Here is a 21,591-nt window from a genome sequence, read left to right as displayed (position 1 = left end):
CGGTGACACGTTCAGGATCGTCACCGTTTCGGCGGTCTGAACGGCCGGGTACTTGCGCGATCCGTCCCGCCCGTGTGGACTACGGCCAATGCTTCGCGCACGCGCGTGGCTGAGTTATTCCCAAGACATGATCAGGAGGCAACCCGTGAGCGCGACCGCGGACCACGCGGAGGAGCGGACGAGCCCTGCCGTCAGGCTGGGGTTCCAGCCCGAGCAGGTGGTCCAGGAGATCGGCTTCGACGACGACGTCGACCAGGAGCTCCGCGAGGCCATTGAGGAAGTCATCGGCACCCAGCTGGTGGACGAGGAGTACGACGACGTCGCCGACGCCGTGGTGCTGTGGTTCCGCGACGAGGACGGCGACCTGACGGATGCGCTGGTGGACGCCACCACGTACATCGAGGAAGGTGGCTCGATCCTGCTCCTCACGCCGAAGACCGGCCGTGACGGCTACGTGGAGCCCAGCGACATCTCTGAAGCCGCGACCACGGCGGGTCTGTCGGCGTCCAAGAGCGTCAGCGTCGGCAAGGACTGGAGCGGCAGCCGTCTGGTGACGCCCAAGGCCGCCAAGTCCAAGAAGTAACCGGTGGCTGTGCCGGGTCGGGCCGAGGAGCCCGGCCCGGCCTCCTGCGCGGCGTGCGGTGGCCGCTGCATAGGGTGGTTCCCACCCGAACAGCCCCACCGAAGGGACATCCACGACGATGGCGATCCAGGTCGGCGACAAGGCCCCCGATTTCGAGCTCAAGGACAACCACGGCGCCACCGTGAAGCTCTCCGACTTCCGTGGTTCCCAGAACGTCGTCCTGCTCTTCTACCCCTTCGCCTTCACCGGCGTGTGCACCGGCGAGCTGTGCGAGGTCCGCGACAACCTCCCGAAGTTCTCCGACCGCGACACCCAGGTGCTCGCCGTCTCCAACGACTCCATCCACACCCTGCGCGTCTTCGGCGAGCAGGAGGGCCTGGAGTACCCGCTGCTCAGCGACTTCTGGCCGCACGGCGAGGTCAGCCGGGCCTACGGCGTCTTCGCGGAGGACAAGGGCTGCGCGGTGCGCGGCACCTTCGTCATCGACAAGGAGGGCGTCGTCCGCTGGACCGTCGTCAACGCCCTGCCGGACGCGCGCGACCTGAACGAGTACGTCGCGGCGCTCGACACCCTCTGACCCCTCCGGTGACCGACACCTGTGATTCTTCGGCGCCAAGCCATGCGAGCCACGGGAACCCGTCACTAGGATCGAGTCGTTGATCCGATATCAAACGCACGGCGGGGCTCCCCGCCCCTGGACACCAATGGAGGACTCGTGGGAGTCAGCCTCAGCAAGGGCGGCAACGTATCACTGAGCAAGGAGGCGCCCGGCCTGACCGCGGTCATCGTCGGTCTGGGATGGGACGTCCGCACCACGACGGGCACGGACTTCGACCTCGACGCCAGCGCGATGCTGCTGAACAACACGGGCAAGGTCGGCAGTGACGCCAACTTCGTGTTCTTCAACAACCTGAAGAGCGCCGACGGCTCGGTCGAGCACACCGGCGACAACCTCACCGGTGAGGGCGAGGGCGACGACGAGCAGATCAAGGTCAACCTCGCGGGCGTCCCGGCCGACATCGAGAAGATCGTCTTCCCGGTCTCGATCTACGACGCCGAGAACCGCCAGCAGTCCTTCGGCCAGGTGCGCAACGCCTTCATCCGCGTCGTGAACCAGGCCGGCGGCGCCGAGATCGCGCGCTACGACCTCAGCGAGGACGCGTCCACCGAGACCGCCATGGTCTTCGGCGAGCTGTACCGGCACGGTGCGGAGTGGAAGTTCCGCGCCATCGGCCAGGGCTACGCCTCGGGCCTGCGCGGCATCGCGCAGGACTTCGGTGTGAACGTCTGAGTTCGGCATCCGAGATGTGATCGGCCGGAACACCACTGGCCGAGTCAGGCGCCGTACCCTTCGGGTGCGGCGCCTGGGGGTGCCCCCATCGGGGTAGTGCAGGACAACCAAAGAAGCATCACGCGGGGAGGACCAGCATCATGGGCGTCACGCTCGCCAAGGGAGGAAATGTCTCCCTGTCCAAGGCCGCACCCAACCTCACTCAGGTGATGGTCGGGCTCGGCTGGGACGCACGCTCCACCACCGGAGCCCCCTTCGACCTCGACGCCAGCGCGCTGGTGTGCAGCGGCGGTCGGGTACTGGGCGATGAGTGGTTCGTCTTCTACAACCAGCTCAAGAGCCCGGACGGCTCGGTGGAGCACACCGGCGACAACCTCACCGGCGAGGGCGACGGCGACGACGAGTCGCTCCTGATCGACCTGTCCAAGGTGCCGGCCCACTGCGACAAGATCGTCTTCCCGGTCTCGATCCACATGGCCGACGAACGCGGCCAGACCTTCGGTCAGGTCAGCAACGCCTTCATCCGTGTCGTGAACCAGGCCGACGGCCAGGAACTCGCCCGCTACGACCTCAGCGAGGACGCCTCCACCGAGACCGCCATGATCTTCGGCGAGGTCTACCGCTACCAGGGCGAGTGGAAGTTCCGGGCGGTGGGACAGGGGTACGCGTCCGGACTCCGGGGCATCGCACTCGACTTCGGGGTCAACGTCTCATAACGCGATATGAGCAAAAGCCGGGCCCCGGTGGGGTGCGGAGGGCGTCCGACTAGACTTCGGGTTCAAAGTCTTCGTAAAGCCGAGTGCGGCGCGCGGGAGCCCCGTACACACAGGATTGGGTAGCCAGTGGTTCTGAAAACCTTCGGCTGGTCGTTCGCGGTCACCGCGCTCGGCCTGGTTGCGGCGGTCCTCTTCGGGGGGTGGACCGCTCTCGGCATCGTGGCGATCCTCTCCGTCCTCGAGATCTCGCTGTCGTTCGACAACGCGGTGGTCAACGCCGGGATCCTGAAGAAGATGAATGCCTTCTGGCAGAAGATCTTCCTCACCATCGGCATCCTGATCGCCGTCTTCGGTATGCGACTGGTCTTCCCCGTCGTCATCGTCGCGATCAGTGCCTCGCTGGGTCCGATCGAGGCGGTGGACCTCGCGCTCAACGACAAGGACATGTACCAGCAGCTCGTCACCGACGCGCACCCGGCGATCGCCGCCTTCGGTGGCATGTTCCTGCTGATGATCTTCCTGGACTTCATCTTCGAGGACCGGGACATCAAGTGGCTGGGCTGGCTGGAGCGCCCGCTGGCCAAGCTCGGCAAGGTCGACATGCTGTCGGTCTGCATCGCGCTGATCGTCCTGCTGATCTCCGCCCTGACCTTCGCGGCCAACGCCCACCAGCACGGCGGCGCGCATGTCGACAAGGCGGAGACGGTCCTGCTCTCCGGTATCGGCGGCCTGATCACGTACATGATCGTGGGCGGTCTCTCTGGCTTCTTCGAGAACCGGCTCGAAGAGGAGGAGGAGCGCGAGCACGAGGCGGAGGAAGCGGCCGAGCGCGCCGGCAAGCCACGCTCCGCGGTCGCCCTGGCCGGCAAGGCCGCGTTCTTCATGTTCCTCTACCTCGAGGTCCTGGACGCGTCCTTCTCCTTCGACGGTGTGATCGGCGCCTTCGCCATCACCAACGACATCGTCCTGATGGCGCTGGGTCTCGGTATCGGCGCGATGTACGTCCGGTCGCTGACCGTGTACCTGGTCCGCCAGGGCACCCTCGACGACTACGTCTACCTGGAGCACGGCGCGCACTACGCGATCGGCGCGCTCGCCATGATCCTGCTCGTCACCATCCAGTACGAGATCAACGAGATCATCACCGGCCTGATCGGCGTCGTCCTGATCGGTGCCTCCTTCTGGTCCTCGGTGCGCCGCAACCGCGCACTGGCGGCCGCGGAGGGAAAAGCGGAGGCCTCGGACGAGAAGACTGAGGTGTCGTCCGGGGTGTGACATCCCCGTGGGTGAGGAACGCTCTCGACGGGGCGGACGGACGTCCGGCCGCCCCGTCGGTATTTCCAGTGGACGCGGGGCTTAGTGGGACGTGGGGGCGGAATGGGCTTCTTGGACGGGCTCTGGCGTGGCCGGGCGGCCGAGTTCGACTCGGGCAGCGCGTCGTCGAACTCGATCGAACTGACGAAACGGCACGACAGGGTCTCGCTCACCAAGCAGGGCGCGGCGACCGGGCACCTGCGGATCAACCTGACCTGGCGGATGCGGACGTCCGACATCGGGGGCTCGCAGCGGGAGAGCCTGCTGCGGCACCCCTTCAAGGCGCTGAGGCCGCCGGAGGTGCTCGGGCACAGCCAGAGCATGGTCAACGTCGACCTGGACCTCGGGGCTCTGTACGAGCTGACCGACGGCACGAAGGGCGTCGTCCAGCCGCTGGGCGGGTTCCTCGGCGACGTCAACTCGCCGCCGTACGTGAAACTCAGCGGGGACGACCGGTTCGGGTCGGCGTCCGGGGAGACGATCTACGTCAACCTCGATCACCGCGAGAACATCAAGCGGCTGCTGGTCTTCGTGTACATCTACGACCAGACGCCGGCCTTCGACCGCACGCACGCGATCGTCACGCTCTACCCGAGCAACGGGCCCAGGATCGAGATAGGCCTGGACGAGCGGCACCCGCAGGCCCGGTCCTGCGCGGTGGTGATGATCGAGAACGTGAAGGACGAGATCTGGGTCCGGCGCGAGGTGAAGTTCGTCTACGGGTTCCAGGCGGAGCTGGACCGGTTGTTCGGGTGGGGCCTGCAATGGGGGCGTGGCTACAAGACGAAAGCGGAGCAGTAGCCCCCAGGAGGACGCGGCCCAGGAGGACGCGCCCCAGGAGGACGCGCCCCTGGAGGGGTGCCGTCGTCACCGCCCGATGAATTGCGGGCCCTGCGGCGGCAGGCGGAAGTCCGGGGCGGCCACGGTCGTCACCGGGGGCGGGTAGCCGTAGCCGGACTGGGCCGTGGCCGGCCGGCCGTCCGGCTGGGGGTAGCCGTACGCCGGCTGGGTCGGCGGGGGCTGCTGCGGGTAGCCGTAGGCCGGCTGCGGCGGGACCGTGGTCGTCGGCTGCTCGGGCGGCAGCGGCTGGGAGATCTCGGGTGTCTGCGCGTGGTCGTCCAGGGTCTCCGACTCGTCCACCGAGATGCCGAAGTCCGTGGCCAGGCCCTTGAGGCCGTCGGAGTAGCCCTCGCCGAGCGCGCGGAACTTCCAGACGTCGCCGCGGCGGTACAGCTCGCCGCAGATCAGGGCGGTCTCCTGGCCCGTCTCCGGCTTGATGTCGAAGTACGCCAGCGGATCGCCCTCGGCGGCCGTCGCGTCGTACAGCAGGATGCGCAGGTCCCGTACGCGGTCGAAGGGGACGCCGTCCGCCGACGCAACCACCAGAATCTGACCGACGCCCGACTCGACACCGGCCAGATCTGTCTGGATCGTGTCGGTGAGGCCCTCGGCGAGTCGCTTCTTGCCGAGCCGCCAGACCTTCCCGGAGGGGTGCCGGGGCTGGTTGTAGAAGACGAAGTCCTCGTCGGAGCGCACACGACCGTCGAGGCCGAGGAGCAGAGCCGAGGCGTCGACATCCGGAACCCCCTGCCCGGGCGTCCAGCGCAGCACGGCGCGTACCGTCGTGGCTTCGAGCGGGACGTTCGACCCCTTCAACATCGCGTGCGTCATGCCGTCATCCTGCCTTCTCCGTCCTGGTCACGACAACGCGGGGGTACACACGCAGTGCGCGGTCGTGTTTGTCCGCGTTACCAGAAATTCATGCCCGTCGGGAACCCCTGACATGGGTATCTACGTACTATTACCGGCCACCTGTGAACCGGTCACAGGTGTCACTCAGTCTCCGCGGGGGAGTTCTATGCGTCATTTCGGGCACATCGCCCCGGAGGTGCGGCAGCGCCTGTTCCACCAGGAACCGTGCGAGTTCACCGCCGACTCTCCGGCCCGGCTGCTCTCCGCGGCCCTGGGCGCCACGCTCTACAGTCCGGCCACGCGGCCGCGGCTCGCCGACGACATCGTCAAGCAGACCGGACGCGGCGTGGTCTCGATGGTGCTGTGTCTGGAGGACTCGATCGGTGACGAGGACGTGGCGGAGGGCGAGGAGAACCTGGTCCGCCAGTTCGCCGACCTCGCCGCACGCGACGACGCGAACGATCTGCCGCTGCTCTTCATCCGGGTCCGCACCCCCGAGCAGATTCCCGACCTGGTGCGCAGAATCGGTCCTGCCGTGCGGCTGCTGTCCGGATTCGTGCTGCCGAAGTTCACCGAGGAACGCGGCATGCCCTTCCTGGAGACCCTCGCGACCGCCGAGGCGCACAGCGGCCGCCGGCTGTTCGCCATGCCGGTGCTGGAGTCGCCCGAGCTGCTCTACCGCGAGTCGCGCGTGGAGACCCTGGAGGGCATCTTCCGTGCCGTCGACAAGTACCGCGACCGCGTGCTCGCGCTGCGCCTCGGTGTGACCGACTTCTGCTCGTCGTACGGACTGCGCCGGGCCCCGGACATGACGGCCTACGACGTCCAGATCGTCGCCTCCGTGATCGCCGACGTGGTGAACATGCTGGGCCGGGCCGACGGCACCGGGTTCACGGTGACCGGGCCGGTGTGGGAGTACTTCCGGGTGCAGGAACGTATGTTCAAGCCCCAGCTGCGCCGCAGCCCCTTCCTGGAGGGCCAGGCGGAGGAGCTGCGCGAGGCCCTGATCGAGCACTCCATGGACGGCCTGCTGCGCGAGATCACGATGGACCACGCCAACGGCCTGCTCGGCAAGACGTGCATCCACCCCTCCCATGTGCTGCCCGTGCACGCCCTGTCCGTGGTCAGCCACGAGGAGTTCAGCGACGCCGAGGACATCCTGCGGCCCGAGCGCTGCGGCGGGGGTGTACTCAGGTCGCAGTACACGAACAAGATGAATGAGGTGAAGCCGCACCGGGCCTGGGCCGAGCGGACCATGCTGCGGGCCGAGGCGTTCGGTGTGGCCAATGAGGACATCGGCTTCGTGGAGCTGCTCGCCGCCGGGATCCCGGCCTGAACCGGGCCGACCGGCTTCGATCCGGCCGACGGCTTCGATCCGGCTGACAGGCTTGGATCCGGCTGACCGGCTTCTATAACCAAGGGACGCATGAACAAGGCAGTGAACGACGGGGTCTGGTCCGGGAGCTGGGTCGCCGAGCGGCTCGGGGTCCGGCTGGAGGGCGACGACGACCTCACCGGAATGCTGGGGCTCGCCCTGCGGCGCAACCCCAAGCGGGCCCATCTGCTGGTCTCCAACGTGCTCGGCAAGCACGTACCGCAGTCACCCTCCGTGGTGTACGGCGCGGGCTTCGCCCTGGGACGGCGGGTGCGGGAGCTGCTGGGCGCGGAGGAGGCCGCCAGGGCGGTCGTCCTCGGTTACGCGGAGACGGCGACCGGGCTCGGGCACTCCGTCGCCGACGGCGTCGGGCCGGCCCCGTATCTGCACTCCACCCGCCGGCCGGTCGCCGGTGTCGCCCGTGCGGGCGGCTTCGAGGAGTCGCACTCGCACGCCACGTCCCATCTGCTGCTGCCGGAGGATCCCGCGCTGCTGGTGGGCGACGGGCCGCTGGTCCTGGTCGACGACGAGTTCTCGACGGGGAACACGGTGCTGAACACCGTGCGTGATCTTCATGAGCGGTATCCGCGGCGGCGGTACGTCGTGGTCGCGCTGGTGGACATGCGGTCGGCGGCCGATGCCGGGCGGCTGGAGGAGTTCGCGCGGGAGATCGGCGCGCGGGTGGACCTGGTGACGGCGGCCTCGGGGACGGTGCTCCTGCCGGAGGGGGTGCTGGAGAAGGGGCAGGAGCTGGTGGCGCGGTACGAGGCGGAGAGTGCGGGGGCCGGTGGCCGGTCGTCCGCGGCGCCGTCGGGGCCGGTCGCGCAGTTCCCCGCGCCCCCGGACAGCGGCGTCGCCGCCGAAGCCGGCCGGGAGGGCAACCCCTCAGGGGCGCGGGGAACTGCGCGATCAGCTCCCACCGGCCCGCACCCGGGGGAAGAGCGCACCCACCCCCACGTCACCCGAGTGGAGCTGCACTGGCCCCCCGGCCTCCCCGACGGTGGTCGCCACGGCTTCACCGCCGCTCACCGGACGCGGCTGGAGGCCGCCCTGCCCGGCATGACCGCGCGGCTCGCCGAGGCGCTGCCCGAGGGTGCCCGGCGCGTGCAGGTACTGGGCTTCGAGGAGCTGATGTACGCCCCGCTGCGGCTCGCCCGTGAGCTGGAGCAGGTCACCGAGGGTGTCGAGGTCAGCTACTCGACCACGACCCGCTCACCGGTCCTCGCCGTGGACGACCCGGGGTACGCGATACGCACCCGCCTGGTCTTCCCGGCCCACGACACCCCGGCCGACGGCCCCGGCGAGCGCTACGCGTACAACGTCGCCGGCGCCGGGTTCGACGCCGTCATAGCCGTCGTCGACTCGGTCGCCGACACCCCCGAGCTGCACGCCCCCGAGGGCCTGCTGGCCCGGCTCGCCGACCACACCCCCCACGTTCTGCTGGCAGTCGTGCCGTCGTACGTCCCCGGGCCCCTGGCCCTTCCCGAAAGGCACCCGATGCTGCCCGAGCCCCTCCGTGGCCCCGCCTTCTCCTCGTACGCCCCCGAGGAGGTCGGCTGGCTGCTCCAGGACCTCTCGGACGTGACGCTGGAGGCGCCGACCGAGGAGAGGGAGGAGGCCATCCAGAGCGGGGGCGCGCACTACGCCGAGTCCCTGCCCGTCGAGTACCAGCCGAGCGAGCAGTACCAGGAGCTGTTCCACGCGGCACTGGAGGAGTCGGCGGTGCGCCTCGCGCAGGCGGCCGGCGCGGTCACGGAGCTGGTGCTCGCCGAGCGCTCGCCCCGCCCCGTGCTGGTCTCGCTGGCCCGCGCCGGCACCCCCGTCGGCGTTCTGATGCGCCGCTGGGCCCAGTTCCGGCACGGCCTCGAACTGCCGCACTACGCCGTCTCGATCGTGCGGGGCCGCGGCATCGACGCCAACGCCCTGCGCTGGCTGGCCGCGCACCACGACCCGCGGGACGTCGTCTTCGTCGACGGCTGGACCGGCAAGGGCGCCATCACCCGCGAACTGACCGCGGCGATACGGGAGTTCGAGGCGTCCGACGGCATCACCGGCTTCGACCCGGAGATCGCCGTGCTGGCCGACCCGGGCTCCTGCGTGCGGACGTACGGCACCCGCGAGGACTACCTGATCCCCTCCGCGTGCCTCAACTCCACGGTCTCCGGCCTGATCTCCCGTACGGTCCTGCGGGCCGACCTGGTCGGCCCGTACGACTACCACGGCGCGAAGTTCTACCGCGAACTCGCCGGCGCCGACGTCTCCGTGGCCTTCCTCGACGCCGTGTCCGCGCGCTTCGCGGAGGTCGTGGACGCCGTCGACGCGACCGCCAAGGAGCTGCTGTCCGGCGACCGCGAGCCGACCTGGGAGGGCTGGGCGGCCGTCGAGCGCATCAGCGAGGACTACGGCATCCACGACGTGAACCTCGTCAAGCCGGGCGTCGGCGAGACCACGCGGGTGCTGCTGCGCCGGGTGCCCTGGAAGATCCTGGCGCGGGCCGGAGCCGGCGCCGACCTGGACCATGTACGCCTGCTGGCCGAACAAAGGGGAGTACCGGTGGAGGAAGTGGCCGAACTGCCGTACACCTGCGTGGGGTTGATCCACCCCCAGTACACGCGGGGCGCGACGGGTGCCGACGGCCGGGCGGTGAACCTCTGATGCCGGTGCTGGTGGCGAGCGACCTCGACCGTACGCTGATCTACTCCGCCGCGGCCCTCGCGCTGACCATGCCGGACGCGCGGGCGCCGAGGCTGCTGTGCGTGGAGGTGCACGAGAGCAGGCCGCTGTCGTACATGACCGAGACGGCGGCCCAGCTGCTGACCGACCTCGGTGACGCGGCGGTCTTCGTGCCGACGACTACCCGGACCCGTAAGCAGTACCAGCGCATCAACCTGCCGGGCCCCGCGCCGAAGTACGCGATCTGCGCCAACGGCGGCCACATCCTCGTCGACGGCGTCGCCGACGCGGACTGGAGCGCACGGGTCGCCGCCCGGCTGGCCGAGCAGTGCGCGCCGCTCGCGGAGGTGCAGGACCACCTGATGGCGTCGGCGTCCCCGGCGTGGGTGCGCAAGCACCGGATCGCCGAGGACCTCTTCGCCTACCTCGTCGTCGAGCGCGAGCTGCTGCCCGAGGAGTGGGTCAAGGAGCTCGCGGTGTGGGCGGAGAACCGCGGCTGGACGGTGTCCCTCCAGGGCCGCAAGATCTACGCCGTCCCGAAGCCGCTGACCAAGAGCGCCGCCGTGCGCGAGGTGGCCCGCCGCACCGGCGCGGACCTGACCCTGGCCGCCGGCGACTCCCTCCTGGACGCCGACCTCCTCCTCGCCGCCGACCGGGGCTGGCGCCCGGGCCACGGAGAGCTGGCGGACGCCGACTGGACGGCCCCGGCGATCAGCGCGCTGCCGGAGCGGGGCGTGCTGGCGGGGGAGCGCATCCTGCGGGAGTTCCTGAAGGCGACTCGCACGGAAGCGCCCTGAGGGGCGCGGAGCCCCCTGAGGGGCGCGGAGTGCCCTGAGGGGCGCGGGGCTCTGTCCATCTGCGGCTCCGCCGCGTGGGCGCGACCAGCCCCCACGCACCCGCAGCCGAGGAACTACCGGCCCGCCTGGCCGCAGCACCCTCCTCCGCAGCATCCGCCCCCGCCGCCGCTCGCCCTGGGCGCGGCGGCCGGGGCGGACGCCGTCCCGCCGACGGCGACCGTCGACAGCAGCTTCACGGTGTCGTCATGCCCGGCAGGGCAACTCGCCGGCGCGGACGACTCCGCCATCGGACGGCTCAGTTCAAACGTGTCGCCGCAGCTGCGGCAGCGGTATTCGTAGCGAGGCATGGTCACAGGTTAATCGGCATGACCGGTTACACACCCCTCTGCGGTTGTTTGCGATCGAAGCTGTCCGACACCGGTGTGGAGAATTTGAAAAGGTCACTGATACTTTTCGATTGCCGGGAGGAGCCGTAAGGCCGGGGGAGCAGGGGGCGCGCTGCCGTTGACCGCGGTGGCCATGCCCTTCCTCGCGGGCACGACCGAATGCGGGGAGGGGCGCAGCCGTGACCAGGGCTGGGCAGGAGCCGGACGAGACCATGCAATTAAAGGTCCCCGCGCTCCCGCCGGACGAGACCGTGCAATTGCGGACAGTCGAGGCGGGTTTATCCCGCAATTCCGATGACCTTTCGGACAAGAGCCGATTGCGCCCACCGGGACGCCGCCGCAGGGCCGCGCGCCCGGCCGCCCTGTCCCGTCTCAAGGCGGCAGCGGGCCCCTGGGCGACCCGCGCGGCGCCCTGCGTCCGCCGGCTGCGCCCGCAGTACCCGCGCCCCGGCCGCACCGGCTGGCGCCGCTGGGTGCCCTCGCGGCGGCAGTGGCTCGGCGGCGTCCTGACGTTCCTCGGCCTGACCACGGTCGGCCTGGGCGTGGGCTACGCCGCCACCGACATCCCCGAGAACCTCAACTCGTACGCGACCCAGCAGGACAACGTCTACTTCTGGTCCGACGGGACGCCCATGGCCCGCACCGGCTGGGTGCGCCGGCAGGACATGCCGCTGAAGGACATACCCGAGGACGTCCGCTGGGCGGTGCTCGCCGCCGAGAACGCCAGCTTCTACAGCGACCCCGGCATCTCCCTCAGCGGAATCGGCCGGGCCGTGTGGCGCACCTTCGGCGAGGGCGACACCCAGGGCGGCTCCACGATCACCCAGCAGTACGTCAAGAACGTCTACCTCAACCAGGACCGCTCGGTGGGCCGCAAGTTCACCGAGGCCATGCTCGCGCTCAAGCTCGACAACCGGATGAGCAAGGACGACATCCTTCAGGGCTACCTCAACACCAGCTGGTTCGGCCGCGGGACCTACGGCATGCAGCGCGCCGCCCAGGCCTACTACGGCAAGGACGTCTCCGAACTCGACGTCAGCGAGGCCGCGGTCCTCGCCTCCCTCCTCAAGGGGGCGGCCCTCTACGACCCCGCGCTGAGCCGGGCCAACCACGCGCGGGCCGTGGAGCGCTGGTCCTGGATCCTCGACCGCATGGTCGACATCGGCCGGCTGTCACCGGCCGAGAGGGCGAAGTACAAGACCTTCCCCGAGCCGTTGAAGCAGGCCCGCGGGTACGACACCGGCAAGCAGAGCGACTACCTGGTGGAACTGGCCGCCCAGTACGCCAAGAAGGCCGCGCATCTGACGGACAAGCAGTTCGACCTCGGCGGCTACCAGATCTACACGACCTTCGACCGCAAACGGGAGACCGCGCTCACCGACGCCGTGACCAAGGCCCGCGGCAAGGCCCGGAAGGCGGACGCGGCCGCGGCGAGGGCCGCGCACTACGGCGCCGCCTCGGTCGCCACCGACGGACGAATCCTCGCCGTCTACGGCGGCCCCGACCACCGTAAACAGGGCTACAACGAGTCCAACGCGACCACCGTGCCCGCCGGTTCGGCCTTCCAGCCGTTCGTCTACGCCTCCGCGCTCCAGAACGGCGTCCGGCGCACCCGTGACGGCGGCCCGACCGAGGTCACCCCGGACACGCTGTACGACGGCGACGACGGGGTGCCGGTCATGACGCCCGAGGGGCCCTACTGGGACCGCAGCGGCAAACGGGTCGCCGCCCGCAACGACGGCCGTAAGGACTACGGGCGGATCAGTCTGCACCAGGCGCTCGCGCAGTCGGTGAACACGCCGTTCATGCAGCTGGGCATGGACACCGGCCTGGACAAGGTGCGCCGGACCGCACAGGCGGCCGGGCTGCTCTCCTCCAGCTTCGGGCCGCAGGTACCGGCGCTGTCCCTGGGCAGCGCCACGCCCAGCGCGATCCGCATGGCCAGCGGGTACGCCACGTTCGCCGCCGCGGGCACGCACGTCGAGCCGTACTCGGTGGCCCGGATCACCCGTAACGGCTCCACCGTGAGGCTGACGAAGCCCGCCTCCCGCCGTGCCGTGACGGCGAAGGTGGCCGAACAGGTCCAGTCCGCGCTCAGGTCCGCCTTCCGCCTCGCCCACCCGGCCACCGCTGCCCCCGCCGCGCGGGTGGCGGGGAAGGCCGGCACCACCCAGGACGACACCGCGGCCTGGTACGTCGGCACCGCGTCCTCCGTGTCGACGGCCGTCGTGGCCTACCGCATCGACCTCACCAAGAGCCTGGAACCACTGCCGTTGAAGGGCATCGCCGGCACCCCCGCCGGCAGCGTCCCGTACGACATCTGGTCCGGCGCCCAGGGTCTCGGCTGACCCGGCGCCTCCGTCCCCCGCCCCCCTCAACCCCCCACCCCCCTCGCAGATTGAGCCGCCCATGATGTCTCCGTCCGGCCGCCGTCGCCGACCCCGCGAACCCCGCCGCAACCGGCCTCCGGGGATGCTGACCCTGGCGGCCCTGCTCGTCGTCGCGTCCCTCGTCGGCGGCTATCTGGTCCTCAACCGCACGGGCAACACCGCCCCGACCGCCTCCTCCGGCGCCTCCCCGGCGGACGACGGCCGCGCCTCCGCGGAGCCGAGCGGCGAACCCGAGTGGGACGGCAGGACGAAGGTCCTCGGCGACGGCTCGACCTCCTACACCGGCCCGCAGAAGGGCCAGTTCAAGCCGGAGCCCCTCAACCCGGGCCGGAAGCCGCCCCAGTTCGTCGTCTTCTCCTGGGACGGCGCGCTCCAGGGCGACGACGAACTCTTCTCGCACTACCGGGAGATGGCGAAGAAGTACGACGCCCACATGACGTTCTTCCTCACCGGCATCTACCTCCTGCCCAAGGACAAGAAGGACCTCTACTCCCCGCCCCAGCACCCCAGGGGCTCGGCGGCCATCAGCTTCCCCACCGACGAGCACATCCGCACCACGCTGGAGCAGCTCGGCAAGGCGTGGACGGACGGGAACGAGATCGGCACCCACTTCAACGGCCACTTCTGCGGCGCCAAGGGCGGCGACGACTGGAGCGTGGCGGAGTGGAAGAGCGAGATCGACCAGTTCTACGACTTCGTGGAGCGCTGGAGGACCAACACCGGCTACACCGACCTCAAGCCCCTGCCGTTCGACTTCCGCAAGGAGGTCACCGGCGGCCGCGCACCCTGTCTGGAGGGCCAGGCGAACCTGCTGAAGGCCATGAAGAGCTACAAGTGGCGCTACGACGCCAGCTCCACCGGCGACTTCCAGATATGGCCGAGGAAGAAGAACGGCATCTGGGACTTCCCGCTCCAGATGCTCCCGTACGAGAACGGCGACTTCCAGGGCCTGTCGATGGACTTCAACTTCCTCTACAACCAGTCCGACGGCGAGACCGACGGCGACCCGGCCAGGCACGCCGAGTGGCAGCGGGAGACCCTCGACACCTACATGGCCGGCTTCAACCGGGTCTACTACGGCAGCCGCGCCCCGCTGTTCATCGGCAACCACTTCGAGGAGTGGAACGGCGGCATCTACATGAAGGCCGTCGACCAGGTCATCGAGAGCGTGTGCACGAAGAAGGACGTCAAGTGCGTGTCCTTCAAGGAGCTCGCGGACTGGATGGACGTCCAGAAGCCCGAGACGCTCCAGCGGCTGCGCGGGCTCGACCCGGCGCAGTCGCCGGACTGGTCGACCGTGGTGAAGTAGTCGGCCGAAGCTTCAACTACCCCCGGGTTCTTCACAGTTGAGGAGAAGGTGTAAACATTCCTTGCCCGGGTTCGACCACCCCGGGCAAGGAGAATCCCCGTGAGATCAAGAACACCCATGCCCGCACGCCGTCGCGCCACCATAGTCGCGGCGGCCGTCGCCTCGATCGCCGCCTCGGCGGCACTGCTGCCCACCTGGAGCGCCGGCGCCACGGTCGTCGACGACCCCACCGTGGACGCCGGGACCAGGGCCACCTTCCAGCGGCTTGCGGACGCGGTCTTCACCGACCGCACCCAGGCCCTGGTCGACGGCGGGCGGAGCGGAAAGCCGCTGACCGACGGCTTCTCGGGCGACGTCCGTCTGTCCTCCCGCACGGCCCGCGGCGAGGACGCAGCCCGGACCACGCTAGAGGGGCGCAAGGACCTCCTCGCGCGGCTCGGCGAGCAGTACCGCAAGGCCGACACCGCCGTCACCCTGGACGCCACCCGCGTCACGGGCCGTACGGCCAGGGCCGCCGTCACCGAGACCACGACCCTGACCTATGCCAAGGTCCGCGGCGACGAGCCGAGGACCACCGGCTTCCAGGCCCACCACGAGCTCACCTTCACCGCGGACCGGCACGGCGACTGGCAGCTCACCGGCATCCGCGACACCGACCAGGGCATGGCGGTGAACACGCTCGCCAAGCCGTCCGTGAAGGCGCCCACGGTCGACGACACCATGCCGTCGGCCCCGCGCGCCGCGACCACCTACCCCGCCCCGGCCAAGCCCAAGACGCTCACGGGCGCCGCCCTGGACTACAAGGCCATGGCGACGTACGCGGAGAAGTACTGGAGGAACTACAACACGGACTACCCGGACTTCAACGGCCAGGGCGCCGGCGGCGACTGCACCAACTTCGTCAGCCAGTCCCTGAAGGCCGGCGGCTGGAAGCACGTCCCGGGCTACGTGTACGACTACACCAAGTGGTTCGGCAACGCGGACATCCAGTCGCACTCGTTCGTCGGCGTCAACGAGTGGTCCTGGTTCGCCCAGAACTCCAAGCGGACCACCCCTCTCGCCAACGTCTACCAGATGGACGTCGGTGACGTGCTCCAGATGGACTTCGACAAGGACGGGTCCAAGGACCACACGATGGTCGTCTCCTACCGCAGCCCGCAGGGCGTGCCGTATCTGACCTACCACTCCACCAACACCTACCGGCGTTCGGTGGCGAGCATCATCGCGTCGTACTCCAGCGCGGCCTTCTACGCCTACCGCACCTGATCGCCCCCGGACGGAGGTCGTACGGCTCAGTGGCCGCCGCCGCGCTCCTCGCGGATCCGCGCCACGACCTGGGCCACGGTCTGCCGCACGGCCTCCGTCTCGGTCAGGAAGTGCCAGTAGTCGGGGTGGCGGCCCTCCAGGGTGCCGATCGCCCGCTCCAGCCGGGCGACCGAGTCGTCCAGCGGCCGGGCGTGCCGCGGGTCGGGCGTGTTCCGCCCCGCCATCGCCAGCCGCTGGGCGTCCCGGATCGCGAACCGGGTCCGGTCGATCTCCTGCTGCGGGTCCTTCTGCACGGCGTTCAGCCGGCGCAGCCGGTCACCGGCCGCCGACACCGACTCGTCCGTGGTGTTCAGCAGGGCCCGGACCGTGGACAGCAGTGCGGTGGCGTCCGGCCAGCGCTGCTCGTCGCGCGCGGCCTGGGCCTCGGTCAGCTTCCGCTCCGCCTGCCGTACGTTCTCCCCGGCGAGGTCCGGGACACCCTGGAGGTCCTGCCAGCAGGCCGCCGTGAACCGCCGCCGCAGCTCGCTCAGCACCGGCTCCACCTGCCCGGCACGTGTGGTGAGCGCCTGGGCGCGGGTCCGCAGCGACACGAGCCGGTGGTCGATCTCGGCCGCCTTCTCCGGCAGCCGCTCCGCCTCCACCCGGACCGCTTCCGCCTCCCGTGCGACCCGCTCGGCGCGCTCCAGCGTCTGCGGCACGCCGTGCTGCCCGGCGCCCTGGTTCAGCTTCGTCAGCTCCGGGGCGAGGATCGCGAGCCGGGCCGCGAGGTCGTCCGCCCGCAGCCCCGATGTGCGCGCGGTGTCCAGCGCGTTCGACGCGGCCAGCAGGCCCTGCCGGGCGCGCTCGACGGCCGGGGCGAGCCGGGCCAGCTGGGTCTCGGCCTTGCCGAGCAGCGGACCGAGGCCGTCCGCGAAACGGTCCAGCTCGCGCCTGACGTTGTCGAGGTCGTCCTTGGCCTTCGCCAGCTCCGTACGGGCGCGGGCCGCGGCCGAGGCCTCCAGGTCGTCGCGGTCGAGGTCGTGGGCGTCGACCGCGTTGATGTACTGGTGGCTGACCTCGTCGATGCGCCGCCCGAGCGCGTCGAAGTCGGTGATCGCCCGCCGGGCGGCCGGGGAGTCGTCCACGGCCGCGATCGTCTCGATCGAGATCCGCAGATCCCGCTGGGCCGTGTCCAGCTCGTAGAACGCGGCCGCCGCGGCGTCCTTCGCGGCCTGCGCCTCGGCCCGCTGGCTCTCGGACCGGCCGCCGAACCAGCGCCGGGTGCCGCCGCCGGCGAAGGCGGCGGGCAGGGCGAGGGCGACGACCAGGGGGAGGGCGACGAGCGTGAGGGAGTCGGCGAGGGAGTCGCGCAGGGCCCGGCGCGGGCGCCGTACGGCCCGGGAGGCGGGCTGCGGGGCGACCCGGGAGACGGCCTGCGGGAGGCCCCGCGCGAAGCGGCTCCGCCCACGCGGCACTGACGGCGATTTCGGCTGTCGAGGTGTCGCCGTCACATCCCTCTCCCGTGCTGTCATCCACCCTGCCCGGTGTCATTCTCCCACCGGTTAAGGACGAACACACGGGCCGGTCAGTTCGCGGTTCGCACCGTGACTTTTCCGTCGCCGGTGCTGGCGGAGACCACATGGGAGCTGGTGTCGCTGCGCGGCACGGACACATCCACCCCGCCGTCACCGGTCTTCGTCGTCACGCGGTAGGTCGCCCGTGGCAGCTCGATCGTCACCGATCCGTCGCCGGTGCGGGTCTCCACCTTGTCCGGCACGGTGCCCAGTTCGAGCTTCACCGAGCCGTCCCCGGTCTGTGCCTTCACCTGACGCGAGGAGACGTCGGAGACCCGCACGGACCCGTCGCCCGTCCGCAGGTCCAGGGGACCGCTGGAGTCGGTGACGTGCACGGAGCCGTCCCCGGTGCGCACGCTCAGCGCGTCCCGGAAGCCGCGCGCCCGCACGCTGCCGTCGCCGTCCTCGACCTTCACGGTGACTCCGCGGGGCACCTCGATGCGGTGCTTGGTCGAGCAGTCGGCGATCATGCCGCTGCACTTCTCCCGCAGCACCAGCCGGTCGTCCTTCATTTCCCAGGTCACCTTCGGGTCCGACCCGATCGCGACGGATCCCCGGAACCACCGGGTGACCTCCACGGTGCCGGCCTTGTGCCCGTCGGCGGCGACGATCTCCAGCGCCGAGTCGTCCGAGTCGACGGTCAGGGTCCGGCCCTCCAGGGCGAACGACTTGTGATCCGGCTCCTTGTCGTCCCCGGCGGAGGCCCCACAGGCGGCGAGACCCGCGACGAGCGCCACGACCACCCCGGAAACGGCTACGGAGCGGGCTGGAACGGTACGGCCCATGACGATCTCCCCCTGAGAGTTCCCCGGGCCGACCTCTTCGGCCCAGGGCTGCGCTGGTGCTTCGACCGTACGGATCCCGGGCCCGGCGCGGGATCCGGGCCGCTCCCGGATCCATGGTGGGGATAACCCCAGGACTTCCCTGACCTTCGCCGGAACGGGTTTGCGGGACATGGCCCCAGGCAAGGTAGGCTGTCGACTCGTTCTCGGGTGCGTAGCTCAGGGGTAGAGCGCCTGCCTTACAAGCAGGATGTCGGCGGTTCGAAACCGTCCGCGCCCACCGCAGAAGAACACCGGCTCAGCCGGCGTTCCACGGCCCCCGGAGATCTCTCCGGGGGCCGTTCCCGTTCCCTCCCGCCCACGGAAAGGCCCGGCCCGCGCACGGGTGCGGGCCGGGCCGGTCTGCGACGGGCGGTGGTGCCCGTCGAACGGGTCAGTAGTTCCCGTTGGCGATCATGTCGCCGTCACTGCCGTACACGGTCACCAGACCGTTCTTCGACTCGTAGCAGGACGCGAAGGCCGACGCGATCAGCTTGGCGTCGCCGGCGTTCTCGCTCAGGAACCCGCCCTTGTAGTCGGTGAAGACCTCGGCGGCGTCGAGAATGTCGTTGGTCTTGTCGGTGCCGGTCACCTTGGTGACGTGGCCGGCGGCGGCCTTCTCGCTGTCCGTGCCGGACTTGGCGACGCAGTCCTTGAACTGCTCGGCCTGGCTCTTGTCCGCGGCCGGCTCTTCCTTCGCGGGTTCGTCGGCGGCCGGTTCCTCAGCGGCCTTGGGCCTGTCCGAAGTGGCGGCGACGGCCTTGTCCTTGTTGCTCTTGTCGGTGGAGTCGTCTCCGCCGCCGGCGACGGCGCCGATCACGATGAGGCCGACGAGGACGGCTCCCGTGATGCCGAGGATCTTGCCGATGCTGCGCTTCTTCGGCGGCTGGGGCGGGGGAGCGCCCCAACCGGGCTGCTGCGGATAGCCGTAACCGGGCTGCGGCGGCTGCTGCGGCGGCCCGTATCCGGGCTGCTGCGGGTACTGCTGGCTCATGTGCCCCCCTTGGCGCAATTTGCGTGAGGGGTGAACATATCTGGTGTGTGGGATATGTGAAGGCGTTGGGATGATTCTGTGACCTGCGTGAGTCGGAGTCAGGAACCGGCGGAGGCCCGCACGATGGCGGGCCTCGGGCGCGGTTGCGCGCGGTCCTTTCCGTGTGCCGGTTCTGACTGACCTTGAGGCATGGGCACTTCGGTCGTGCGGTTCACGATCCCTCGGTCGCCCCGCGGGTGTGCTTCAGCTTCGTGCGGGCGTCGACCCGGTCCGGGCCCGCCGTCTCCGACCAGAACCGGTGACCGCTGACGAACACCGCGAGTTCGTGCTCGCGCTGCCGGAGCTTCTCCACCTCGGCCTGCTCGTCCTCCGTCCAGCCGGGGGAGGCGGGGCGCTCGACCTTGCGCCAGCCGTTGTCGTCGCTGAACCCGTCCAGGGGTACGACCGACCAGGGCAGCCGCTTCAGCAGGGCCGACAGCTCGGCCCGGACCTGATGCAGCTCCTCCTGACCGGCGAGCAGGTCACTCGGAAAGTCATAGGGCGTAGCCACGCCGCAATGCTACGCCTGTTCGATTTTGGGTTGCGAGTGCCTTCGGGTGGTTCATGCGAACGAGTGCGGCCCGGCGCAGGAAGCCGGCACAGGTGTCGGCCTTCTCGTCGTGGTGGATCTCGCTGTAGGCGAGGCGGGAGTGGTCGTCGACGGCGGAGTGGATGCAGTCGAAGCCCATGTCGCCGCGCCGGGCACGGCCGGCCTGGCGGCCGAGGACTATGTGGCCGCCGCCGTCGGGGATCCGGCCGGGTTTCTTGAGGCGGCTGCGACTGCGATATGCGCGACCGGGCGGCCGGCGCGGACGCGTTCGACCAGCAGCCGCCTGCCGTGAACGGTCAGCCGGGCATTACGGTGGGACACGAAGACCTCCGTGCGGTGCAGTCCTAGACAGCTCCACCGCACCGGAGGTCTTCGCCATGCTCAAGCCCGGCCAGCGTCAACAACGCTCGTGATCAACACACCTAGTGGCCCGCCGCCCTCAACTCGCCCACCAGGCGGGTCGCCACCGGTACCGGGACTCCGTGCCGGTCGGCCGCCCGCAGCAACGCGCCGCCGATGGCGTCCAGTTCGAGGGCGCGGCCCGCCTCCGCGTCGCGCTGCATCGAGGACTTCGTGGTGGGCGGGAAGGCGTCGTAGCGGGCGAGGGCCAGGGACGGGTCGGAGGGGCCGCCGCAGGCTGCGCTGACGGCTGTCGCCTCGTCGACGAGGGCGAGCAACTCCTCGCGGTGCTGGGTGCGTACGTCGCCGACGGGGAGGGCGTAGCGGGTGGTGAGCAGGGCGAAGGGCGCCAGCAGGGACATCTTCGACCACAGCGTCGCCGCCTCGTCGGCGTGCACCCGGGTCTTCGGGCCGGCCGCGTCGAGGACCTGCGCCAGGGCCGCCAGGCGGTCGTCGGGGACCGGGTCGCCGGTCAGGTCGATCTCGGCGAACGGCGTGCCGTGCTCGATCTCTCCCGGGGCGACGCGGGTCGACTCGGCGCGGATCGCGGCGGGCGCCACCCGGTCCGGGCGGTAGCGGGCGCGCAGCAGCTCGGGGTGCTCCACGCCGTTCAGGAACGGTACGACCAGCCCGTCGCCCAGCACGGCGGGCGCGACCCTGGTCAGCGCCGCGTCCAGAGCCGTGGCCTTGACCGCGATCAGACAGGCGTCGACCGGTTCGCGGAGCTCGGTGTCGGCCTCGACCGGGGCCGTGAAGTCCCCGAACAGGCCGCTGCGCACGTGGATGCCCTTCGCACTCAGGGTCTTCGCCGTCTCGTCGCCGGCCAGGCAGATGACACGGTGGCCGGACCGGGACAGCAGCGCGGCGAGCAGTCCGCCGATGCCGCCCGGGCCCAGGATCGCCAGGGTGAGTCCGTCGTTCGCGGTCATGCGCATCCTCTCGTCGGTCGGCCCCACCCCCTCAGCGGTGGCCGCGCCGGACGTGATCATGGCAGACGGGTACGGTCCCGAGGGAGACTGTTCGACATGTGCCGCAGTATCAAGACACTCCGTCCGCCCGTGTTGCCCGAGGAGGCGACGGAGGAAGAGATCCGGGCCGCCGCCCTCCAGTACGTGCGCAAGGTCTCCGGCTTCCGTGCCCCGGCCGCGCACAACAGGGAGGTCTTCGACCGGGCCGTGGAGGCCATCGCCGAGGCCACGGCCGAACTCCTCGACGGACTGGAGGTGCGGGGCGCCCCCGCGACGGCGCGCAGGGCGGCCGGGTAGCGGGGCGGTCCGCCGGGTGCGGGTTGGTGGGGGTTGTTTGCGCAGTTCCCCGCGCCCCTTCGGGTGGGCTGAGCCGTAGCTGGCTGATGGGTGCGGGTTGGTGGGGGTTGTTTGCGCAGTTCCCCGCGCCCCTTCGGGTGGGCTGAGCCGTAGCTGGCTCACAGGTGCGGGCCGGTGG

General features: G+C 70.3%; 20 protein-coding genes, 1 tRNA gene and 1 pseudogene. 14 read left to right on the top strand and 8 right to left on the bottom strand.

The window, feature by feature from the left end; genetic code table 11:
• Positions 1–145 precede the first annotated feature (145 nt).
• The 6 genes from AC3ETA_RS00110 (at position 146) to AC3ETA_RS00085 (ending at position 4,705) form a co-directional block, all read left to right on the top strand.
• Positions 146–583: a DUF3052 domain-containing protein gene (locus AC3ETA_RS00110; protein WP_432190722.1), complete on the top strand. Its 438-nt coding sequence runs from the start codon at positions 146–148 to the stop codon at positions 581–583.
• 118 nt (positions 584–701) lie between these two features.
• Positions 702–1,160, top strand: a complete 459-nt coding sequence (locus AC3ETA_RS00105; protein ID WP_269639883.1) for a peroxiredoxin — start codon at positions 702–704, stop codon at positions 1,158–1,160.
• A 138-nt stretch (positions 1,161–1,298) separates the two neighbouring features.
• Positions 1,299–1,874, top strand: coding sequence for a TerD family protein (locus AC3ETA_RS00100; protein WP_432190721.1), 576 nt, complete (start codon positions 1,299–1,301; stop codon positions 1,872–1,874).
• Between the two features lie 140 nt (positions 1,875–2,014).
• Complete coding sequence (locus AC3ETA_RS00095; RefSeq protein WP_383409890.1) at positions 2,015–2,590, top strand: TerD family protein; 576 nt, start codon at positions 2,015–2,017, stop codon at positions 2,588–2,590.
• 126 nt (positions 2,591–2,716) lie between these two features.
• Positions 2,717–3,865: a DUF475 domain-containing protein gene (locus AC3ETA_RS00090; protein ID WP_432190720.1), complete on the top strand. Its 1,149-nt coding sequence runs from the start codon at positions 2,717–2,719 to the stop codon at positions 3,863–3,865.
• A 102-nt stretch (positions 3,866–3,967) separates the two neighbouring features.
• On the top strand, positions 3,968–4,705 hold the full coding sequence (locus AC3ETA_RS00085) for a TerD family protein (RefSeq protein WP_432190719.1): 738 nt from the start codon (positions 3,968–3,970) through the stop codon (positions 4,703–4,705).
• 66 nt (positions 4,706–4,771) lie between these two features.
• Here the strand turns inward: AC3ETA_RS00085 and AC3ETA_RS00080 are convergent, their stop codons facing one another.
• Positions 4,772–5,575, bottom strand: coding sequence for a TerD family protein (locus tag AC3ETA_RS00080; protein WP_432190718.1), 804 nt, complete (start codon positions 5,573–5,575; stop codon positions 4,772–4,774).
• 187 nt (positions 5,576–5,762) lie between these two features.
• On the opposite strand from AC3ETA_RS00080, the gene AC3ETA_RS00075 reads away from it, so the two are divergent.
• The 3 genes from AC3ETA_RS00075 (at position 5,763) to AC3ETA_RS00065 (ending at position 10,441) form a co-directional block, all read left to right on the top strand.
• Complete coding sequence (locus AC3ETA_RS00075; RefSeq protein ID WP_432190717.1) at positions 5,763–6,932, top strand: HpcH/HpaI aldolase/citrate lyase family protein; 1,170 nt, start codon at positions 5,763–5,765, stop codon at positions 6,930–6,932.
• 90 nt (positions 6,933–7,022) lie between these two features.
• Positions 7,023–9,626: a phosphoribosyltransferase gene (locus AC3ETA_RS00070; RefSeq protein WP_432190716.1), complete on the top strand. Its 2,604-nt coding sequence runs from the start codon at positions 7,023–7,025 to the stop codon at positions 9,624–9,626.
• Entirely contained in the window at positions 9,626–10,441 is an 816-nt protein-coding gene (locus AC3ETA_RS00065; protein WP_432190715.1) for an HAD family hydrolase, read from the top strand. Before AC3ETA_RS00070 ends, AC3ETA_RS00065 begins: the two co-directional genes overlap by 1 nt.
• Positions 10,442–10,554: 113 nt before the next feature.
• Here the strand turns inward: AC3ETA_RS00065 and AC3ETA_RS00060 are convergent, their stop codons facing one another.
• Positions 10,555–10,788, bottom strand: a complete 234-nt coding sequence (locus AC3ETA_RS00060) for an FmdB family zinc ribbon protein (RefSeq protein ID WP_432190714.1) — start codon at positions 10,786–10,788, stop codon at positions 10,555–10,557.
• A gap of 251 nt (positions 10,789–11,039) precedes the next feature.
• On the opposite strand from AC3ETA_RS00060, the gene AC3ETA_RS00055 reads away from it, so the two are divergent.
• The 3 genes from AC3ETA_RS00055 (at position 11,040) to AC3ETA_RS00045 (ending at position 15,792) form a co-directional block, all read left to right on the top strand.
• A complete protein-coding gene (locus tag AC3ETA_RS00055; protein ID WP_432191042.1) occupies positions 11,040–13,175 on the top strand; it encodes a transglycosylase domain-containing protein in 2,136 nt (711 codons plus the stop codon).
• A gap of 61 nt (positions 13,176–13,236) precedes the next feature.
• On the top strand, positions 13,237–14,526 hold the full coding sequence (locus AC3ETA_RS00050; RefSeq protein WP_432190713.1) for a polysaccharide deacetylase family protein: 1,290 nt from the start codon (positions 13,237–13,239) through the stop codon (positions 14,524–14,526).
• 117 nt (positions 14,527–14,643) lie between these two features.
• Positions 14,644–15,792 carry an amidase domain-containing protein gene (locus AC3ETA_RS00045; protein ID WP_432191041.1) on the top strand — a complete coding sequence of 383 codons (1,149 nt, stop codon included), beginning with the start codon at positions 14,644–14,646 and terminating at the stop codon, positions 15,790–15,792.
• A gap of 26 nt (positions 15,793–15,818) precedes the next feature.
• Here the strand turns inward: AC3ETA_RS00045 and AC3ETA_RS00040 are convergent, their stop codons facing one another.
• Both AC3ETA_RS00040 and AC3ETA_RS00035 read right to left on the bottom strand, forming a co-directional pair.
• Positions 15,819–17,282, bottom strand: coding sequence for a hypothetical protein (locus AC3ETA_RS00040; protein WP_432190712.1), 1,464 nt, complete (start codon positions 17,280–17,282; stop codon positions 15,819–15,821).
• A gap of 74 nt (positions 17,283–17,356) precedes the next feature.
• The gene (locus AC3ETA_RS00035; RefSeq protein WP_432190711.1) at positions 17,357–18,130 is read right to left on the bottom strand and encodes a DUF4097 family beta strand repeat-containing protein; all 774 of its coding nucleotides are present in this window, start codon (positions 18,128–18,130) and stop codon (positions 17,357–17,359) included.
• Between the two features lie 205 nt (positions 18,131–18,335).
• Here AC3ETA_RS00035 and AC3ETA_RS00030 point away from each other — a divergent pair.
• A tRNA-Val gene (locus tag AC3ETA_RS00030) sits at positions 18,336–18,407 on the top strand.
• A gap of 153 nt (positions 18,408–18,560) precedes the next feature.
• On the opposite strand, the gene AC3ETA_RS00025 is transcribed toward AC3ETA_RS00030, so the two are convergent.
• The 4 genes and pseudogenes from AC3ETA_RS00025 to AC3ETA_RS00010 form a co-directional block, all read right to left on the bottom strand.
• Positions 18,561–19,160 (bottom strand): hypothetical protein, encoded by a 600-nt coding sequence (locus tag AC3ETA_RS00025; RefSeq protein ID WP_432190710.1) that lies wholly within the window; start codon positions 19,158–19,160, stop codon positions 18,561–18,563.
• 211 nt (positions 19,161–19,371) lie between these two features.
• A complete protein-coding gene (locus AC3ETA_RS00020) occupies positions 19,372–19,710 on the bottom strand; it encodes a hypothetical protein (protein ID WP_432190709.1) in 339 nt (112 codons plus the stop codon).
• A 64-nt stretch (positions 19,711–19,774) separates the two neighbouring features.
• Positions 19,775–19,969 (bottom strand): annotated as a pseudogene (locus AC3ETA_RS00015) (IS481 family transposase); the annotation flags it as partial.
• A gap of 202 nt (positions 19,970–20,171) precedes the next feature.
• Positions 20,172–21,077, bottom strand: a complete 906-nt coding sequence (locus AC3ETA_RS00010; protein WP_432190708.1) for a ketopantoate reductase family protein — start codon at positions 21,075–21,077, stop codon at positions 20,172–20,174.
• Between the two features lie 96 nt (positions 21,078–21,173).
• Between AC3ETA_RS00010 and AC3ETA_RS00005 the strand changes: the two genes are divergently transcribed.
• Positions 21,174–21,413, top strand: coding sequence for a DUF2277 domain-containing protein (locus AC3ETA_RS00005; RefSeq protein WP_030964487.1), 240 nt, complete (start codon positions 21,174–21,176; stop codon positions 21,411–21,413).
• Positions 21,414–21,591: the final 178 nt, after the last annotated feature.

Source organism: Streptomyces sp. bgisy027 (genome assembly GCF_057710365.1).
The sequence above is the reverse complement of the archived record's forward strand: the minus strand, read 5'-3'. Positions and strand labels throughout refer to the sequence as shown.